Raw genomic sequence first — 19,351 nt, forward strand, 5'->3', positions numbered from 1 at the left:
TGTAATGACGAATCGTCACTTTAAAACCTTTAAAAACGACTCATCGAGTCGTCAATCTTTTTAAATTATAAGAATAAAGCTATTAAAAACGTAAATCTCTACCTAAGGCTTTTAATGCTTTTAACTCTTCTGAAAACACCAAATCAAAGTCTTTAAACATGGCGCTTTTATAATCTCTATCTTTTGACAAAGGTAACCACCCTAACCCGTCAAGTAACAAGTTGTTATTGTTAAACAACTCTAGCTCAACACTTAATCCTGCGCGCCCTTCGCAGGTTTCAACATGTTTCGACAACAAAGAGATAATCCCATAGCCCATAGACCAATTAGAAAAACAAATTTGTTGCACATCTATTGATTCAGGAAGGACTAAATAGCCTTGTTCAATTCCCTCCATAATAATACTACCAATAGTAAACATTAAATGGGTTTGCATAGCATCTTGCTTATCAATTCTGTCCTGTCCGCACTTTTCAATCACACTTGGGCTTCTAGCACATAAGTCAACCGTAAAGAGTACAGGGTGCAAAATTGAATAAATCAAATAAGCAAAATTTAATAACAACATTCTTTCTCTAGGGCAAGCATCAAATTTTGCGACACGCTCAAACAAATCACATAAAATGACTATAGCTTGATTATTAATTGCCAATATTACATCTTCTTTACCACTGAAATGCTTATATACAGTACCTTTTGAAAACGGAACCAAATCCACCACTTTATCAATGGTTAAGTTTTCAATACCTTCTCGCTCTATTACGATTAAGGCAGCGTCAATAATAAGCTGTTCTCTCGCGAGAAAACTTTGCTCGTCTAAGACTCTAGGTGGCATACGCTCTCTTTAATAATTTTACTGCTTTGTGCATATTAAAGCATTTATAATGACGAATCGTCAACATAACATTAAACCTTGAAATGAATCATGTCAAACAAAAATAGGAAAATTTAATGAACAATAAATTTTCACATATGAGAACACACATATAAGCATATTTAAAACATACTTTTTACATATAAACACACATTTGTTATGCTTAACGCTTAGTTTAGGCGCATATCTGTTTTTAATAGGTAATACTACAATGAAATTTATAACGTTAGTTATTCTAGCTGCTACCACTATCGCACTTGCTTCATGCTCAGTGGTGGATGAGCAAAGAAACGGCAGATATCAGCTCTCAGACAAATGGCTACCTTTACTCGATAAAGAGTTATCCAAATGGGAAGTTTGGATGGGTGTGCCACATGCTTCAGTCAAAGGCTTACCTTACGGCACATACACAACTAATAATATGAATGTACATGGCCAACCTGAACGAGCCATGGGCCTTAACAACGATGTAAAAAAAGTGTTTGAAGTGATTGAAGAACGCGGAAATCCAGTGCTAAAAATTTCTGGAGAAGTATACGGCGGCCTAACGACAAAAGCGAGCTATGGCAATTACCACTTAACAATGGAAGTAAAATGGGGTCAAAAAAAGTGGGAACCACGTTTAGATAAAAAGCGAGACAGCGGTGTTTTATTTCACTGCCAAGGCGCTCATGGTGCTTTTTGGAGAGCGTGGAAGGCCTGTCAAGAAATGCAAATCCAAGAATCCGATTTTGGTGACTACATTCCTCTAGCAGGACCATCTGGCGTAATACAGACGGCGACTGAAAAACCACTGCCTAACAATAATAAGTATGATCCTGACGGCAAATACAAACATATAATTTCAGGATACAGCCATGCTAGCTCTGAGCCAGATTTACCCAACGGCCAATGGAACAAAGTTGACATTTATGCTGTGGACGATAAGGCAGTGTTTGTTGTTAATGGCGTTCTGGTAATGGCGATAGAGGATTCAAAAGGTGCCAACGGCCTCCCCCTTACGTTCGGACAACTGCAAATTCAGTCAGAAGGCGCAGAAGTATATTATCGTGATATCAATATTAAGCGTATTAATAAATTACCGATGATATCAACAACACCACTCCAGTTAACTCGCCCACCAAAAGGGTTTACTGCGAATATTCCAGCGACTGAATTTATTAATCGTCAAAACCAGCAATTTCCACTGTCAGATCAACAAAACGTAGGTAATTGGACATTAAGAACTGATCTTACGGATGAATTCAATGAAAGCGAAATAAATACTCAACGATGGTTCCCAAACAACCCATATTGGAAAGGCAGGCAGCCCACTTACTTTGACAATAGCAATGTTAGTTTTAAAGAAGGAGAAGCTATTTTTAGGGTTAATCAGCATGGCGATTTGCCGCTGCCAGAAGGCTACACGCACAGCGCTGGCTTTTTGAAAAGCAAGCAACGAGTTTTGTATGGCTACTTCGAATCAGAGGCGAAATTAATGGATGCGCCATGGGTATCGGGGTTTTGGTTGACAATGGTCGAAAAAGACTGGTGGACAGAAATTGACATTGCCGAAAATTGCCCATGCGTAGACGGCCAACGTCAAACAATTAATAGCAATGTTCACGTCTTTAGAGCACCGGCAGATAAAGGAAATGTAAAAAAACATTTTTCGAAACCAAAAAAATACGTTTACCCAAAAGAACTTCAAAATGAATACCATGTTTGGGGACTTGAATGGACGCCTGATTTCATACGTTTTTACATAGACGGCTACATGTTTAGAGAAATAATTAACACGCATTGGCATCAAGCCTTAGCAATTAACCTCAATAATGAATCCAATAAGTGGTTTAACGCTATACCAGACGATAACCGGCTTGATCAAGAGTATCGCGTCAAGTATGTTCGGGTTTGGCAAAAACCCGAATAAAGTAGCTCACAGAATCTGTTACAGGCTCCAGAGATACAATCAATTTAACATTCAGTGGATTTAGACAAATGGCTGAACGTCTTTTCGCTGCATGGAAAAACTTCGAACCTAGTTCTGTTTAGTCAAACCACTCCTATTGCAGATAACAGGAGTCGGTTTCCTTATGTTCCAGACCTAAGTTATCCGCTATAAGTGGTTTAACATCATTGGTGTTAAAGAACCGCATTAGCTCTAGCAAGTTCCCTGCTTGTTCATCTAAAGATTCAGCTGACGCAGCCGCTTCCTCTACCAACGCTGCATTTTGCTGCGTCATATCGTCCATTCTTTCTATACTATGACTCACTTCTTGAATACTAGAAGACTGGCCTTGGCACGCTGAATCTATATCTTTAACGATACCTGAAACTTCGTTAACTGAACTCACAATATTCATTAACGTTTCACCAGATTGTCCAACTAAGCGAGTGCCATCTGATACTTTCGCGACACTTTCTTGAATTAGGCTCTTTATTTCTTTGGCTGCATCAGCACTTCGTTGTGCTAAAGTTCTGACTTCCGAAGCTACAACCGCAAAACCTCTCCCCTGTGAACCAGCTCTAGCCGCTTCAACCGCAGCATTCAACGCTAGTAAATTTGTTTGAAAAGCAATCTCATCAATTACGCCAATAATATCCGCAATCTTATTGGAAGAAGACTCAATCTCACTCATTGCGTCAACAGCATCACCGACAACTTCCCCCCCTTTTTGGGCGAGATCTTTAGTACTATCAGATACTTCTCTAGCCACACGCGCGTTTTGAGCGTTGTCTTTAACGGTGCTAGTAAAATTCCCCATACTCGCAGAAGTTTCCTCAAGGCTTGATGCTTGTTCTTCAGTACGTTGGCTAAGGTCTAAATTACCTTGCGAAATTTCTTTTGCCGCGCTTGCAACATGGCTCGCAGATTCAGTAATCTCAATGACCATTGATTTTAGCTTGTCCATCGAGTTATTCATTGCAATTTTTAAATCTTCAAAATCAGGATCGACGTCTTGATTAATCTTGTCGTTAACATACCCTTTAGACAAGGATATTAGTGCTCGCCGTATCACTAATATTGAATGTTTTCGAGCAGTGATGTCATTCGCATATTTTACGACTTTAACCGGCGTGCCGTTCATATCAAAAATGGGGTTGTAAGAGGCTTGGATCCACACTTCCTTTCCACCTTTACCAATTCGCTTGTATTCTCCGGATTGATACTCGCCATCATTGAGCTTTTTCCAGAAGTCTTTGTATTCCTCACTTTCTCTAACGCCAGAATCTACAAACATACCATGATGTTGACCTTTGATTTCTTCCAATGAATATTCCATTGCATTTAGAAAATTATCATTTGCATATTGAATGTAACCATTCATATCAAATTCTATCACGGCTGACGACTTACCAATGGCTTCAATTTGTCCTGAAAAATCTGCATTTCGCATTTTATCTTGCGTAACTTCTACAGCGTATTTAACCACCTTGTAAGGTTTACCATACATATCCAGAATCGGGTTATATGATGCTTGAATCCATACTTCTCGTTCACCTTTGGCAATGCGCTTATACTCGCCAGACAAAAATTCGCCCTGATTCAACCGCTTCCAAAAGTGCGAATACTCCTGACTCTCTCTCAATTCATCACTCACAAACATGCGATGATGCTTACGTTTAACTTCGTCGAGCGTGTAGCCCATCGCACTCAAGAAGTTGTCATTTGCGGTAATGATAGTGCCGTCCATTTCAAATTCTATTACTGCATACGATTTCCCTATAGCTTCAATTTGCCCCGAAAAATTAGCAAAATCCGGATCAGCCATTAAATCTTCCCATTGAACGCACGTACCTAAACGATTCTCATGTTCATCCTTTAATGCAAAAGCAGTCAATCTGAATCTTATTCCACCGATGTCTATTTCAGACTTCAACGGTAAGCTTTGCTCATTTTGAAGTATCCCGCGTTGATGCGCTGGCTTTTTATGAAAAATATCAATATTTTTACCAACTAGTTCATCAACCTTAAAATTGGGGAAAACTGATTGAAGTTGAACTTCTCTTCGCTTCAACAACTTATGCACGGCTGGATTCAGTGAAATAATATTTAAGTCGTTATCAGCCATCATCAAAGATACTTGCGCATGCTCAACAACAGAAGCCAATCGCCCCACTTCATTCATTCGATCGGACAGGGTACTTTGCATATTTTCAAATGCTCGAAACAATGTCGAAAATTCATCTCGACCACCTGAAGGTATATGATTATCTAGCCTACCTTCAGATATGTTTTTACATAAGGTACTCGCTGTAGCCAAAGTAGTTGTGGTATTTCCAACTACCATTCCCCCTATAAACAAGGCCAATAAAGTAACAATCGAAATAGACGCTATTTCAGTATTTCGCTCTGCTGTCAATGCAGCAACTCTATCGTTGAGCCTGTCATTCAAAGCAACAGTGAGCATATCTAAGTCTTTATATACTGTGCCAATCGACAAGGTCATTCTATCGAAATATGTTGAGGCGCTATAGCTAAGAGCATCTGCAAAAACGATGTTATCTTCCGTTAGGCGAATAGATTCATTAATTGCACTCTTCACCCTTTCAAAGTCATCCGCTAATTGAACTCTAAGGTTCTCTCCTTGGCTATCACTATAATCAAAAATTTTGTTTTCATAATAAACAAATGTTGCTAACAACTCTTTCAAGTTCGCTTTTTGTGATACCAATGAAATTTCCTGCTGACGGTTCATGCTACCTGACGCAAGTGCGACACTGCCGTTAGCCCGCATCTTTCCTAATGAGTTGCCAATTTTAGGAAGATTTTTTGTAATCAGGAGAGCGAGGTATTTTGCATCTGCATTCACATCAAATGTAAGCATAGATTTTGCAGACATATTTGAGGAAAGCATTAACAATTTATCTATAAGCGTATTGTGTTTCTTAATACCATCTGCTGGCGATATTTTTTGGCTGTCATTTCGCAAACTTTCCCAAACAAACTTCAGATTTTCTGCATTGTCATAAATTTCAGATGATCCCGTCGATGCACCCGAACCAAAAACAGTGCTTTCGTCTAAAACAGTCAATAAGTTAGAAAACTTTTGTGAGGTATTTTCAGCAGCATTTCGCAACTCACCTATTAGTGAGGCATCACCACCAGCAAAACGGGAGTGTAAATCTCTGTGTTCAGAGGTTGATTTAAGCAATTCATATACTGCTTTTGAACCTTTCACCCCTTCAAGTTCATATTGAGTATCGTGAATAGCGACGTTTAACGAGTGTACCAACAGATAAATTACAAAAACTAAAGGGATAAGCAAAAATGAGAATGCCGCTATCAACTTGTATACCATACTTACATTTTTTAACCAACGCATTATCTTGGGCTCCAAAAATGTTTCGACAACAAGTCATTTTGCATTTTCATGCCTGACCAACGCAACATTACACTAAAATATTTTATAAACTTTAGTATATAACGGGCAGTGCATGAGTAACTTTAGCGAAATAAGTTGCGCCTCGAACTTGGTTAGACATAAAACGCGTAAATTCAGCATTAAAAAGAGATGACAAATGTAGAACATTTATGGGGTACTAAAAGATATAAATAGGCTAAACACCTTGATTCAAGCCTAACTCGATTTGCTTTTTCTTACTCAAGCCAAGAGAGACAATACGATATGACTCCGCGATGTAATACTTAAGTTCTTCGTCTTCGGCTTCCGTGCCAAGGTACTGCTGTATCCATTTCATACCTCGTGACGCAAGATAAGGCGCGGGCCGGTAGCCATCCTTTTCACACAGAAAATAATAATTTTGTTCAGATGTCTTAAATGTAAAAGCCGGCTTGTTTTCCTTGCTCCAACCACCAACAGCAAAGACTTTTGTATCGACTTTCCAAACATGCGAATTACCCCATTGCACCACATGGTTGGTCGCCTTAAGTGACTTGCAGAAATCATTAAATTCATCGTAATTCATGCCTTATTCCTTAGCCCTTTATTCCTTTCTACCTTCCGAAAAGATAGCGACTCCATCATCCAATTTACACCAACTTGCTTTATAGCTTGTGTAAATTTGTGCGTCGATTTTTACAGGAATATCATCATCAAAAAGTGCGATGGCAATTTCCATATTTTCAATCCTTTCTCCCTTTACTCGAAAACCAATGCTCGACCCACACCGAGTACAAAAAGTTCTGATCGTGCCATTGGGTGCAACATACTCACTAAGCTTTTCAAAACCACTATTCCAAATGAGCGCTCTAACGCCAACCAATGTACCATAAGCCGCACCATGAAATTTACGGCACATTGAGCAGTAGCAATTTGCCGCTTTTTGACTAAAGTCGTCGACTGAAAAGGTAATGTCGCCGCACAAACAACTTCCTGAGTATGTTTTTGCCAATCTATTGCTCTCCCGATTTACGTTTGCTATTTATAACAACTGCACACCAAGAACAATATACCAAAGCCAGCAAGCTTTTCTAGCCTACTGACTTTATCAATTGATTCTTTATTAATTAAAATCGATAGCTTATTCCAATGTTACTAGTCGATATTTCTAAATCACCCGCATCTTGATATTGAATACCGGCGTTCATGCCAATACCATTGTCCCATCGATACTCCCAACCAGCTTCAAGAAAAAGGCCAACGCCATCATCATCTGCGACTTTAGTTTTTTGTAATGTTAATTCATAATTATAAAAATTAGCGCCTAATTTACCATATAAACTATTACGCTTAGACAACGCGATATTCCCTTTAGCGGCAATAACAAACGCGCTGTAATCTAACTTATCAGCTTCGATATTCAGTATTTTGTCATTTTTCTTCGTGCATACCCATTCATCATCGGAATTTCTGTCACATTTCCAGTTATCCACATCGGTGAGACCCGAGAAGCCTAATTCAACTGAATAGTTGTCCGCAAACTGATAGTTATAATAGATGTAAGCGCCGCCAATAACATTATCATCCGCATCACCTTTATTCTTATAGTCTGCGCCACCAGCAGATAGTTGAACGCCAACACTATGTGGCGAGTTTTTGTCTAATTTTGTTGAATCAGAAGCGGCGGTTGCCAAGCCCATAGGCAAACTTAGACCAAAAGCAAATACGGTACAAATTGATAATTTTTTCATGTTTTTTCCTGTTCATTGTTGATGAAAACAATTATCGAAAAAAACGGGCGCAAATACTGTTTAATAACTCATAGGAAAGTGTTCAACAAAATGAAACATATTGTAAGTTTTAGTAAGGCGACGTAATTTTTTTATTCAACATTTACATAATAGGCTTGGGTAGTTTTCGCCCAGTGCGTAAAAAATGTGCCCAGTCCTCTCTCTTTCTCAGTTGGCTCGCTTTAACGGCCGACTCCACATCATAAGGCACTTTAATGAATTGCACGTTCCAAGCACTCGACGGTGAGCTGCTTTGCTTTTCAATTATCGCGTAAGCCGCACAGCTATTAAAATTTTCCATTGAATGAATAACGGGTGCGTCATCAGTATACGCCTGTAAACCGACGCTACCGGGATTTACTACGATTTGACCTGAACTTAAACTAACTGCCCGCGAAATATGCGTATGGCCACAACAAATGACAGTGCTTTTTTGTCCCGCTAATAAGCCCAATATCTCTTCGTCTTGTCTAAGGATTGGCTGTCCCTCCTCAACATTTTCAAGCAAATAAATTTGATCACTAGTTGGCGAGCCATGGCACAGGTAAACTTCATTAGTAAGTTGGTGATCAAATGGCAAGTGTTTTAGCCAATTTAACGCATCCTCATTTACATCATCCAAGATGAATTGAAGCGTTGGGTTGCACTCGATTTCTTTAATGCTGGATTCATAGATTTGACGGTCTTGGTTTCCCGATATCGTTATAAAGTCATGCTTCATCAAAAGATTATATGTTGCCTGTGGTGCAATGGGACCATATAAAATATCCCCCAAGTTTACCGAAACATCTACGCCTCGTTTACGAATGTCTTCAATGACGGCCGTCAGCGCAAAGACGTTGCTGTGAATATCAGATACTAATGCTATTTTCATTCGACATTTGTCCTTTGAAGTGTCATCAATCAGTTCCCAATGCCAAATTACTCAATTTTTAGCAGAATTAAACGTAAAGTCATGTTTGGTTATTTGGTGTTGCCTATGGGCCTTTCCCATATTCACTATGGCTCAGTGAGCTGTAAATATTAGTTAAACTCAAATACCTCTAGGTCAAACACCACACTAACTGACGCTGAGAACACGATGTTTTCCTGTAAATACTGGCCTTTACTACCTGATTCATCTAACTTCATACCACTCACCGTTATCATCTCGGTTGCGCGATTGCGACCAAATCGACCCATATTATTGCTACTGTTTAGATTAATACTGTAAATATTCCCTAATTTTGCATCAAACGCTTTGGCAAATGACTTGCCTTTTTCTTTGGCATTTTTGACAGCGAGGGCATTTACTTCATCTTTTAACGCGGTTTCTTTAGATGACTTCATATTAATGTTCCCAATAGAGTTAATTTTTACGCTAAGCGCAAAATCCATTAAATCACTTAACCGGGTGATATCATTCAGGGTCACTTTTAACTCGCGGTTCGCTGAATAACCGTCCACTTGACGCTTATTTCCTTTAGCGTAGGTGTACACTGGTTGAGTGGAGATGCTCGACGCTGATACATTGTCTTCATCAATATCAAATTTATCTAGACCATCTAAAAATAAGTTCACGCGATCATCTACGTCTTTTTTGGCCGCTTGACTGCTATTTTGTTCACTGTGTAAAGAAAACGACACCACGGCAATATCAGGCTTGGCTTCAAGCTCTGCCGTGCCAACAACGGCAATGTGCCGATGATTAGGTAATGGTGAATTGGCAAAAGTCATTGCCGAAAACGAGAATAGACTAAGCAATAGCAAATATTTCATCAAAAATTTTCCCTTTATTTTTAATTAATAGTATCTGGTTTTGGGGGCTGCAGTAATTAAATAACAATTATTAGCTACTTTCTTACATTAAAAAGCCTTCAAATAAATAATAAGCTTCATATGTTAATTATAGTAGGTAATAAAATGTTTCTTCCAAATATCAAAACATCAAAATTCATGCTCTCGCTGACGGCACTCTTAGTATTCGGCTGTGGTGACAATAACAGTAAGGTGCCTAATCCAGAGCCTGTTGTCCCTCCCTCTGAGGAGAACTCTCCTGCTTCGCAGTTCCCCGAGGGTGTTTGGGTGCAGCTGGGTTTTGGACGTGCAATAAAGGTTACTGGTGACATCATCGATATTTATGACTACACGCGAGAAACCTGTTTGCTTGAAAGAAATACCACTCAAAGGGAACTTGCTAGCCTTTTAACAGTAGATTCAGTTGATGTTGATGGCTTTATCGCAACGGAAGATGCTGGAATACTCGCATTTTCTAAACGAGATTCGATGCCGCCAGCATGTCTGGATAACAGGCTAATCACTGAATACGAACCAGTATCTACACTTAACCACATCATACATAACTTCAATGATTATTATCCATTTTTTGAGCTGCGTGGCATTCTAGATTGGGAAGAGCGCGTAAGCACCGCAAGAGCTCAGGTACATAGTCTGACAACGGATGAAGAACTATTAACAATCCTTATTACACTGTTATCAGGCTTAAACGATGGGCACGTTACCATCACTGCGGGCGATGATTTCGAATATACACCCGCCAGCACGGATGGAACGTTTATCGATATTTTTGAACTTGGTTTTATTAATCAATCAGAGATTATCGACTTCAATGACTATTTGAGCTCGCAGTTTAAAATAATGGGCGACATTCGTGATAGTTATTTCGACCCTGACAGTCTAAAAATGGCTGGCGGTGAAAGTCAGGACGTTTTCCAGTGGGCAACCATTGGAAATGGTGTCGTTGGATATTTAGAAGTTAATGGTATGGCAGGTATATCTCCGGGTATGACAGAAAATGATGTAACGGCCACTGAAGAGTTGATGGATAGCATTCTCACAGACCTAGCACACACTGAGGCCTTGATTATAAACGTCATGTTTAATGGAGGGGGCGATTTAGCGGTTGCTGACGCTATTGCTAGTCGATTTTCTACAGAAAAGGTAATTGTAAGCGCCTATGAAGCGATTACTTATGATGATTCCCTAACACCACAACGCACCCCACGCATTCATCGTGAACTAGCACCGACAGAGCGTGTTTCGTATAGCCGACCCATTGCCACCATTTCAGGCCCAAATACATATAGTGCTGCTGAGCATTTCTTATTGTCAATGCGTGCACTGAAACATCCGGTATGCTTTATTGGCGAACCATCAGACGGCATTCTATCAGCTATCCTAGATAAACAGCTTCCCACTGAAGACGTAAGCTTGGGCTTATCTAATATGATAATTTATGATCATACAGGGCAGTCTTTTGAGGCAGTGGGTGTACCCGTTGACATTGAATCGACAACGTTTGAAGTGGTAGATTCAAACTCAGAAAGAAGCGGCGCTATTGATGCAGCGATGACGGCGCTTGGTTTTGGGTACCTTGTAAACCAAAGCGCACCGGCAGCCGATTGCGCATTTGTGGATGCCAGAACGCGACTTGAATCAAGTGCGCCTTAAACGTCGCCGGCTCCATTTGATTCTTAGCAATATGCGCCAAAATCAAGGTCTTGTCGGATAAAAAGATAGAAAACTTGTAAGTTTTTGCTAACTACATTTACTAATCACCATAGATAATAAAATTTGGATAGCATGGATGGTAAACTTTCAAGTAATGTTAAACATGGCTGGGCATCAAACATGGAAGTAAGCCCTTCATTCGAAGAAACGATTGCTCAGCACCATAAAATGCTAGAAAAAATCGCCGCCACATTTGAAGCAGATTCCAAATTACAACAAGACCTATTGCAAGAAATATTACTGTCAGTATGGCAAGCTCTTGAAAGATTTAAAGGCGAATGTGCAGTAAAAACTTATGTGTACAGGGTTGCCTATAATCGAGCACTAAACCATGTTGCTAAACAAAGCAGAATAGCGCTACATACTGAATTTGAGGATGACTATTCATGTTGGCAACCCGATCCAGAGCAACACACCAAAGGGCAGCAGCAATTACATCAACTACTCTTTGCCATCCGGCAACTACCGATCATGCAAAGGCAATTAGTCACGCTCAGCCTAGATGGCCTTAGCTACGATGATATCTCAGTTATTACCGGTTTGAGTAAGAACAACGTGGGAGTAAAGCTCAGCAGAGCAAAAAAAGCATTGAGAGATGTCTTGATACACAATTTTGGAGAAAAGTGATGAGTAAAATAGAAAAATATGATCAATACGCTTGGTCAGAGTTAATGGCTGATTGGCGGCAAGATGAAAAACCAATAGGTATCAATCAAACTCAAGAAGAAAGGCTGGACACATTTGCTCAAGCAATGATAAGCAAAGTAAAAAGAGAGCGCGCACGTTCAAAAGTTAGTACCGCAGTAAATGTAATTATGGCAACACTATCTGGTGCATATATAGCAAATGAAATACGTCTTGGACTACCCTCCCAATTTGATTATGCCTTGTATTCATTAATGCTCTTATTGATTGTAATTTTTAGTTTTTCTGTTACTTGGTACCAAGGCGCACACTGGAAAGCTCGCACTGAGTCCAGTGGTGACTATGCACAATTAATGCTAGACCAAAACATCAGCGCATCAAAAATTGCAAAAGCGACCACGTGGTTTGGTTACAGCATTTTGTTCATTTTTTATGGCGTCGTTTTATGGGCGTTTTTCCCAAGTATACTCGGCGGCACACTAGTTACAGACCTAAGCAATATAGCTAAGCCGATACTCGGTAGTATAATACTTGGAAGTGTCACTCTTGCAGGACTAGCGACAATATATAGTGGTCAAAAACAGCAACGTTCGCTTAAACAAAAAATTGAAAACCTGCGTAAGTTAGTGAAGGACTTTCAGTAGTACTATAATAATTTTGAGGCTGCTTAAGCTTGCTCCGCCATAGATGCAACTTATCTATCGACTCAACTGTTTATACGCAAACACCCTTTGCATACTACCTATGATAACTCTTGGGTATTTACTCTAATCACATGATAAAACAAAGAACACATGCAGATTAGCTCGTGTCTGAAGAAATAAAAGTACGGCTGGGCGCAAGCGCTGGCAAGCAAAGATTACTCAAGTTTTAGCAGAATTACACGTCAACTACTGGTAACATCCGGCGCAAAAATATTATTGGATATGAATAATGGCATCAATCATTAGAAAAGAAACTAAACAACGCATGAGTCGCATTGTTATACATCAAGGTACTGTCTATTTATGTGGGCAGGTTGCGGCGGATGCATCTAAAGGCATTGCTGAACAAACGCAAACAATGCTTGATAAAGTAGCGGCCTTATTACTTGAAGCAGGTAGCAACACAGAGCATATGTTGTCTGCCACTCTCTACATTAAAGACATGAAATATTTTGCCGAGATGAATGCCATTTGGGATGCTTGGGTACCGGCGGGTCATGCGCCAGCAAGAGCGTGTGTTCAGGCATCTATGGCGAGACCTGAACTCTTGGTGGAAATATCAGTGGTAGCGGCGCAGATATAGTCGCAACTACTGATATTTCCGAAACACCATTTTTCAGAAACACAATGCTAGAGGCAGAAAACCAGCAAATAATTAACTCACCAATGCTTTTTGTTCTTCTGCCGTCATGACTTGCACAATATTAACCGTTTCGTCTTTCTTCGATTGGTCTATCACAGCATCAACCGTGCCGTTTTCAAGTTTAAGTACGCCTCTTGGGCAAACAGAAGAACAAACGCCACAGCCAACACAGGACGAACGAACAATGTCTTCACCTCGCTGAGCGTAAGCTCTTACATCAATACCCATCTCGCAATAGGTTGAGCAGTTACCACAAGAAATACACTGACTTCCGTTAGTAGTAATGCGAAAACGAGATTTGAAACGTTGAATAAAACCGATGTAAGCCGCCAAAGGACAACCAAAACGACACCATACCCTATTCCCCATTTTAGGATAGAAACCTGTTCCTACGACGCCAGAGAATAATGCACCGATATAAAATCCGTAGGCACTTCTTAAGGTGTATGTATCAATGCCAGCTAACGTTTTAACACCAGTAAAGTAGGTATACAAAATTGCACCTGTCATCACCACCGCAAATACTAATACGCCGTGAACAACGACACGTTCTATGCGCCACGCCTTCATTGATTTGTCTGATAACTGTCTGTATGGATCGCCTGCAGTTTCCGCTAAACCACCGCATCCGCAAACCCAAGAACAATACCAACGCTTACCGAAAAAGTAAGTAAACAGAGGCACACCGACAGCAAATAAGGTGATCCCCCATACTAGTATGAACATACCAATACCACCGCTTGAACTTAAACTATCAAGGTTCCAGGCATCAAAAAAATCGTAGTCTAAGGGCCACATATTTTTTAAATCAGTAGAAGGCTGATTAAGCTTAATCAAAATCTCAGGAATCAAAAATGCAAAGCTCGATTGAAAAAAGATGAGTGAAGCAGTGCGAGCGATGTGATAGTTGCTGTGGCGATATTTGATAAACATACGTACACCCATTACCACAATGGCAAGTGTATAGATGAAACCGTAAATAGACCAAGAGCCAGCACCGCTGCCATTTAACACTTTGAACATTGGGTCAACTAACGATACCCACTCAATAATGTATTCGGGGAAAAAGTATAAGGCAATGTATACCACTACCAAAAATACGGTGACAAGTATACCAATCAACCCGCCGTTAGTGGCTGAATTGGTAAATACATTGTTATTTTTGATACCCGCTGGCCCGGTGTACTTTTCAGGAATGATGTACATCAGTGCACCTAAAGTGCCTAACAAAACCGACAATACAAAAAATAATCCGACGTTTTGTGCAACAACGCCTGAAGACGCGTTTTTGGTAATCGCATAAAGATATTGGCCTGCGTCATAATCGTAGATACGCTTTCCATTAGTTACGTCACTTACATTGACGTTAATTTCAGCCGACTTCTCGTTGACGATTTGTTCGATTTCACTCAGTGGTTTACCCTGTGGTCCAGCTAACCAACCTGTATAATCAGATAGCTTTTTAGCTTTATAAATACCCGCGTCATTTTGCCCACTAAACACGGTATCCAGTATCGCTAGTTCGTAGTGCCCCAGACTTTCAACCTCTGACATGATCGCCTCAATGTCAGTAGCAGAAATCGTATATCGATCATTAAGCGTATTATTGTATTCACTAAACGTCGAACGAAGGGTCTCAATAAAAGTGACTTTGTTCGAGACGGTTGTGTCTATTAGGTCTGACAAGTGTGGTTGTATGAGCTGGCGATGTGAGTCGTTACCTACTGCATTGCTTAAGGCACTTTCAGTTAAGGTGAAATTATTTGTAAACAACATGCCCACAAAGACGACAAACCCCACTAAAAACAGTGATAAGCCTGATTTTTTAACGGGGGCTATCCAAGTCAAATGATTATTTTGCATGTGCTTGCTCCCTAGTAAAACGCTTGGTTAACCAATGCAACGGAGATAATGACAGTTGTGAGTCGGCGTGCTGTGCATTAAACGTGTTAATCACGTCTTGCTCGTATCGACGATAAAATTCTGGGTCAAAATTAGCATCTCGTAAGTGCTGTAAAACATATTTTAACGTACAGTTATTTGCCAACCACTTTTCCCACACTTCATGACGCATACGAATACCGAATGTGTTGATACCTGTTACCACTTGCGTGTCAGTTTGATAGTTAATACGTATACATAACGCTTGTTCTGGATGCTGCCAATAAAAGGATGAGATATTGTCTAAGGGTGCGTTAGCTACAAAGCCATATGTTTGGTATTCAATGTCAAAAAACTTAGCGGAATTAAACCAAATACCGCGGATATATTCAGTTTTATCACCCGCTATTGTCTTACCTAGCGCTTCACCTTGCATTTTACCGGTGTACCACAACGGTTCGATTCTATTGCGGCCTTCTGGTACCTGTATTTCTGCGCAATCGCCTACTGCATAAACGTTAGGAATATTAGTCTCAAGATAATCATTAACTAAAATGCCTCGTCCTACGGCTACCTTGCTTTGAGAAACGACGTCAATATTTGGATGCACACCAGCCGATAAACCGACAAAATCACAAGCAATCTCGTCGCCTGATGTGGTAATAACAGATTTCGCTCGGCCATCTTCTCCTGCGATGATTTCACTTAACTCGGTTTCAAGACGAAATTTAACGCCATGCGATTCTGCATGCATCTGAACTAACGTAGCTTCCTCCGCTGGCAGAATGTTTCCCCAAAAACGGTCTTCGCGAACAAGAAAAGTTACCTCTATTCCGCGAGACAATAGCATTTCGGCCATCTCAACACCGATAAGCCCCCCACCCACTAATACCGCATGTTTAGCATGCTGGCAGTTGTCTTCCATCAATTCGAGATCTTGATAGCTAAATAAGCCCTGTACACCAGGGAGATCTTGTCCCGGCCAACCAAACTTATTTGACTTTGAGCCTGTCGCTAATACTAAGTCAGCATATTCAATCTGTTCACTTGACGACAAGGTAAGACGTTTAGCGTCGGTATCAATGTTAGACACAAAACCTTGTTTAAGATCTATTCTGTTTTTCTTCCAAAAATAATCTTCGTACGGCTTAGTATGCTCAAACTTCATGTGCCCCATAAATATGTACATTAAGGCCGTGCGGGAAAAATGGTGTTCAGTTTCTGAAGATATGATTAAAATCTCCATATCACTGCGTTTTCGGACATGACGGGCAACCGTAACGCCAGCCACTCCATTCCCAATGATTACAAGTTTGCTCATAACGCGTTGATTCCATTAATTTTGTTAGCTTGGTTTTATTAACATATAACGTTGTCTTAAAGAAAATAAGATTTCACATATGCATTGCATGCAGTCAAAGTACGATCACACGACTTAAAACGCAACGCATGGACAAAATTGTTATGAAATCGTTATGTTCAAATGACGTCAGCCACTAACGACGGACGTATACGCAGTTTATCTTCCTCAACGTTCTCTTGGTTTTCACGTAAATAATGATTGTGTAACTATCATGAAGAGCACAGAGTGCTTTAAGGGAATATCTATGTATGAAGAAACGCAGTAGGGATTTCAGCCAATAGGGTTTAAACTGACAGCAGCTTAAATTGATCACATCTTAAACTATCGCTACGAATCACACAGCTCAGCAGACAGCGAAACAATTGTGCAGCCACTTTCAAGCGTATCGTATATCAAAACTGCTTCACTACTATTGTCTAGAGTGGCTACGCATTCTCCAACGGTATTCCAAACGGCGCTGCCACCGACTGCTGTAAAGTTATCACAAGGACCAATGGCATTTGACATTATCACGTGTATGCCAAAGCGTTTGGCTACTTGCGAATAGTGCACATTGCCGCGCTCTACACCACTCATATTTTTAGCAACACTCGCTAAATAGACACGCGCGCCATTCTCATATGCCGCCTCAACATGACGATTTAACATCGATTCGTAGCATATAGCAGGCGCTAGACGCTCCTCGCCTATTTCAATGAAAACACTGTCGTCACCAGATACAAAAAATGGATACTCATCGGCATGCAAAATTTGTTTAGCGTAGATTGCTCTGGCCTTATTTGGCTGAAATATCATTTGCCCAATTTGAATTCCATGGGCTGCACGTATTGGCATACCAACGCAAATGACAATATTATTGTCGTCGGCATATGTTTGTAGAATAGCGAATTGTGGCGTCTGCTCACCTGATGCGAGGGATTCAGCTAAGTGCGGCTCGTAGTTTGTTAATGACAATTCAGGGAAGAAAACGAGGTCACATTTATGCTTAATGGCAATATTTATAAATGCAATATGACGAGAAAGGTTTAATTCAACCTCTCCCGCTGTTGATTTGCATTGTACGGATGCTATTTTCATTTTTGATGATTTGAGTTAATTGGAAAATAATCAAAAATTATTTTAAACGAACAAATTTATCGGTTTAAAAGATAGAGTAAGGCTTAACGCATTTAGGCGCTAGTATTCCCACCAGCACTCATTCCACCAAGTCAAAAACTCTTCAAAGTCGATGTAACCATCACTGTTACCATCGATAAGATTAAACCCTTCTTCAACATGACTCGCTTTAGTTTTTGGCGACAATATCGTCAACAACTCAATGAATTCTTTTAAATCAATTTGGCCATTTTTATCTTGGTCAAAAAAATCAAAGTCTTTTCTGATTGAATCAATTTGTTCTTGGTTTAATTTGTTTTCGGCTGTCGTATCACTCATCAGCGTATTCCTATAATGTGCTGTAGCCTCAAGTTTACTCTGATAAGCGAGTAAGTGTCTACAGAAAAACTGAATAGTATTCCTAAAATCAAGCAATTAGCTCGCGTCATTCTTCGATTGATTATTCTTTTCCAACGCTCTCGTTCGTTGTTCTTCTGCTTTTTCTTGGCGCTTTTGTAACATCACATCGCGTGCGCCGGTACCCACGTGTTCTTCAGCCCGCTGTTTTGCCAAATTCACCTGCTTTTCACGTTCTCTAAATCGAGCAAGTTGCTCATCTGTATGTGAACCGTAACATTTTGGACACGTTACACCTTTTTCATACATCGGGCTTTGTTTGTCTTCTTCGGTAATAGGCAAGCGACAGCCATAACACTGATCATATTCACTTTTTTCTAAATCATGATTCACTGCTACGCGGTTATCAAACACAAAACAGTCACCTTCCCACAATGTTTCTTCTTTAGGTACGTCCTCTAAATACTGTAAAATCCCACCTTCAAGATGATACACTTCGTCAAAGCCTTGTTCTTTCAAATAGGCCGTGGACTTTTCACAACGAATACCACCCGTGCAAAACATCGCAACTTTCTTATGTTTTTCTGGATTTAGTGAATTTTCAACATAATCAGGAAACTCTCTAAAAGACGCTGTTTCGGGGTTAATCGCGCGCTTAAACGTGCCAATTTCGATTTCGTAGTCGTTACGCGTATCTATTACTGTTACGTCTGGGTCAGAAATCAACGCATTCCAATCTTTTGGTTTAACATAAGTACCCACCGTTCTTTTGGGGTCGATACCTTCAACGCCCATCGTTACTATTTCTTTCTTCAGCTTTACTTTAGTGCGATAAAACGGCTGTTCATCATGCCATGAAAACTTATGAGAAATTGGGTTTATGCGTGCATCTGCATTCAAATAATCGAGGAGTTTTTGTATATTTTCACGCGTACCAGACACAGTGCCATTAATGCCTTCTAACGCCAGTAATAGCGTACCTTTTATCTTGTTCGCTTCCATAAAGTCACGAAGCGGCTCGCGAATGTCTTGATAATTTTCGAGCGTGACGAATTTATACATCGCACATACGAGGTAGTTTTTCATGTTATTTCCTTTGCTTGTTGGAACGTAAAACCAATGCAAAATTGCGGCGCGAAAAATACCATAAAGTGTGCAGCAA

The 19,351-nt window shown here is 40.1% G+C and carries 17 protein-coding genes; 5 read left to right on the forward strand and 12 right to left on the reverse strand.

Features of this window, described 5'->3' with window-relative positions; genetic code table 11:
- Nucleotides 1-82 precede the first annotated feature (82 nt).
- Complete coding sequence (locus tag QQK00_RS06210; RefSeq protein WP_284216614.1) at nucleotides 83-835, reverse strand: TetR/AcrR family transcriptional regulator; 753 nt, start codon at nucleotides 833-835, stop codon at nucleotides 83-85.
- 250 nt (nucleotides 836-1,085) lie between these two features.
- On the opposite strand from QQK00_RS06210, the gene QQK00_RS06215 reads away from it, so the two are divergent.
- Complete coding sequence (locus tag QQK00_RS06215; protein ID WP_284216615.1) at nucleotides 1,086-2,786, forward strand: 3-keto-alpha-glucoside-1,2-lyase-like domain-containing protein; 1,701 nt, start codon at nucleotides 1,086-1,088, stop codon at nucleotides 2,784-2,786.
- 133 nt (nucleotides 2,787-2,919) lie between these two features.
- Here QQK00_RS06215 and QQK00_RS06220 read toward each other — a convergent pair whose 3' ends face one another.
- The 6 genes from QQK00_RS06220 to QQK00_RS06245 all read right to left on the reverse strand — a co-directional run bounded on the left by QQK00_RS06220 (nucleotide 2,920) and on the right by QQK00_RS06245 (nucleotide 9,749).
- Nucleotides 2,920-6,183 carry a methyl-accepting chemotaxis protein gene (locus QQK00_RS06220; protein WP_284216616.1) on the reverse strand — a complete coding sequence of 1,088 codons (3,264 nt, stop codon included), beginning with the start codon at nucleotides 6,181-6,183 and terminating at the stop codon, nucleotides 2,920-2,922.
- 235 nt (nucleotides 6,184-6,418) lie between these two features.
- On the reverse strand, nucleotides 6,419-6,787 hold the full coding sequence (locus QQK00_RS06225) for an MmcQ/YjbR family DNA-binding protein (RefSeq protein ID WP_284216617.1): 369 nt from the start codon (nucleotides 6,785-6,787) through the stop codon (nucleotides 6,419-6,421).
- A gap of 18 nt (nucleotides 6,788-6,805) precedes the next feature.
- Entirely contained in the window at nucleotides 6,806-7,213 is a 408-nt protein-coding gene (locus QQK00_RS06230) for a GFA family protein (RefSeq protein WP_284216618.1), read from the reverse strand.
- 115 nt (nucleotides 7,214-7,328) lie between these two features.
- Nucleotides 7,329-7,952 carry an outer membrane beta-barrel protein gene (locus QQK00_RS06235; RefSeq protein ID WP_284216619.1) on the reverse strand — a complete coding sequence of 208 codons (624 nt, stop codon included), beginning with the start codon at nucleotides 7,950-7,952 and terminating at the stop codon, nucleotides 7,329-7,331.
- 142 nt (nucleotides 7,953-8,094) lie between these two features.
- Nucleotides 8,095-8,865, reverse strand: coding sequence for a metallophosphoesterase family protein (locus QQK00_RS06240; protein WP_284216620.1), 771 nt, complete (start codon nucleotides 8,863-8,865; stop codon nucleotides 8,095-8,097).
- 149 nt (nucleotides 8,866-9,014) lie between these two features.
- A complete protein-coding gene (locus QQK00_RS06245) occupies nucleotides 9,015-9,749 on the reverse strand; it encodes an SIMPL domain-containing protein (RefSeq protein WP_284216621.1) in 735 nt (244 codons plus the stop codon).
- A gap of 144 nt (nucleotides 9,750-9,893) precedes the next feature.
- On the opposite strand from QQK00_RS06245, the gene QQK00_RS06250 reads away from it, so the two are divergent.
- The 4 genes from QQK00_RS06250 (at nucleotide 9,894) to QQK00_RS06265 (ending at nucleotide 13,433) form a co-directional block, all read left to right on the forward strand.
- Entirely contained in the window at nucleotides 9,894-11,441 is a 1,548-nt protein-coding gene (locus QQK00_RS06250; RefSeq protein WP_284216622.1) for a S41 family peptidase, read from the forward strand.
- Nucleotides 11,442-11,573: 132 nt separating this feature from the next.
- On the forward strand, nucleotides 11,574-12,128 hold the full coding sequence (locus tag QQK00_RS06255) for an RNA polymerase sigma factor (protein ID WP_284216623.1): 555 nt from the start codon (nucleotides 11,574-11,576) through the stop codon (nucleotides 12,126-12,128).
- The gene (locus tag QQK00_RS06260) at nucleotides 12,128-12,790 is read left to right on the forward strand and encodes a hypothetical protein (protein WP_284216624.1); all 663 of its coding nucleotides are present in this window, start codon (nucleotides 12,128-12,130) and stop codon (nucleotides 12,788-12,790) included. The genes QQK00_RS06255 and QQK00_RS06260 overlap by 1 nt, the downstream gene beginning before the upstream one ends.
- 289 nt (nucleotides 12,791-13,079) lie before the next feature.
- Nucleotides 13,080-13,433 (forward strand): RidA family protein, encoded by a 354-nt coding sequence (locus tag QQK00_RS06265; RefSeq protein WP_284216625.1) that lies wholly within the window; start codon nucleotides 13,080-13,082, stop codon nucleotides 13,431-13,433.
- Between the two features lie 72 nt (nucleotides 13,434-13,505).
- On the opposite strand, the gene QQK00_RS06270 is transcribed toward QQK00_RS06265, so the two are convergent.
- The 5 genes from QQK00_RS06270 to trhO form a co-directional block, all read right to left on the reverse strand.
- Nucleotides 13,506-15,356: a 4Fe-4S binding protein gene (locus tag QQK00_RS06270; RefSeq protein WP_284216626.1), complete on the reverse strand. Its 1,851-nt coding sequence runs from the start codon at nucleotides 15,354-15,356 to the stop codon at nucleotides 13,506-13,508.
- On the reverse strand, nucleotides 15,346-16,695 hold the full coding sequence (locus tag QQK00_RS06275; RefSeq protein ID WP_284216627.1) for an NAD(P)/FAD-dependent oxidoreductase: 1,350 nt from the start codon (nucleotides 16,693-16,695) through the stop codon (nucleotides 15,346-15,348). The genes QQK00_RS06270 and QQK00_RS06275 overlap by 11 nt, the downstream gene beginning before the upstream one ends.
- A gap of 369 nt (nucleotides 16,696-17,064) precedes the next feature.
- Entirely contained in the window at nucleotides 17,065-17,814 is a 750-nt protein-coding gene (locus QQK00_RS06280) for a carbon-nitrogen hydrolase family protein (protein ID WP_284216628.1), read from the reverse strand.
- Nucleotides 17,815-17,913: 99 nt separating this feature from the next.
- On the reverse strand, nucleotides 17,914-18,171 hold the full coding sequence (locus QQK00_RS06285) for an EF-hand domain-containing protein (RefSeq protein WP_284216629.1): 258 nt from the start codon (nucleotides 18,169-18,171) through the stop codon (nucleotides 17,914-17,916).
- A 96-nt stretch (nucleotides 18,172-18,267) separates the two neighbouring features.
- The gene (gene trhO / locus QQK00_RS06290) at nucleotides 18,268-19,275 is read right to left on the reverse strand and encodes an oxygen-dependent tRNA uridine(34) hydroxylase TrhO (RefSeq protein ID WP_284216630.1); all 1,008 of its coding nucleotides are present in this window, start codon (nucleotides 19,273-19,275) and stop codon (nucleotides 18,268-18,270) included.
- Between the last annotated feature and the right edge of the window lie 76 nt (nucleotides 19,276-19,351).

The organism is Agaribacter marinus, from assembly GCF_030160655.1.
In the GTDB taxonomy this organism is placed as follows: Bacteria; Pseudomonadota; Gammaproteobacteria; order Enterobacterales; family Alteromonadaceae; genus Glaciecola; species Glaciecola marina.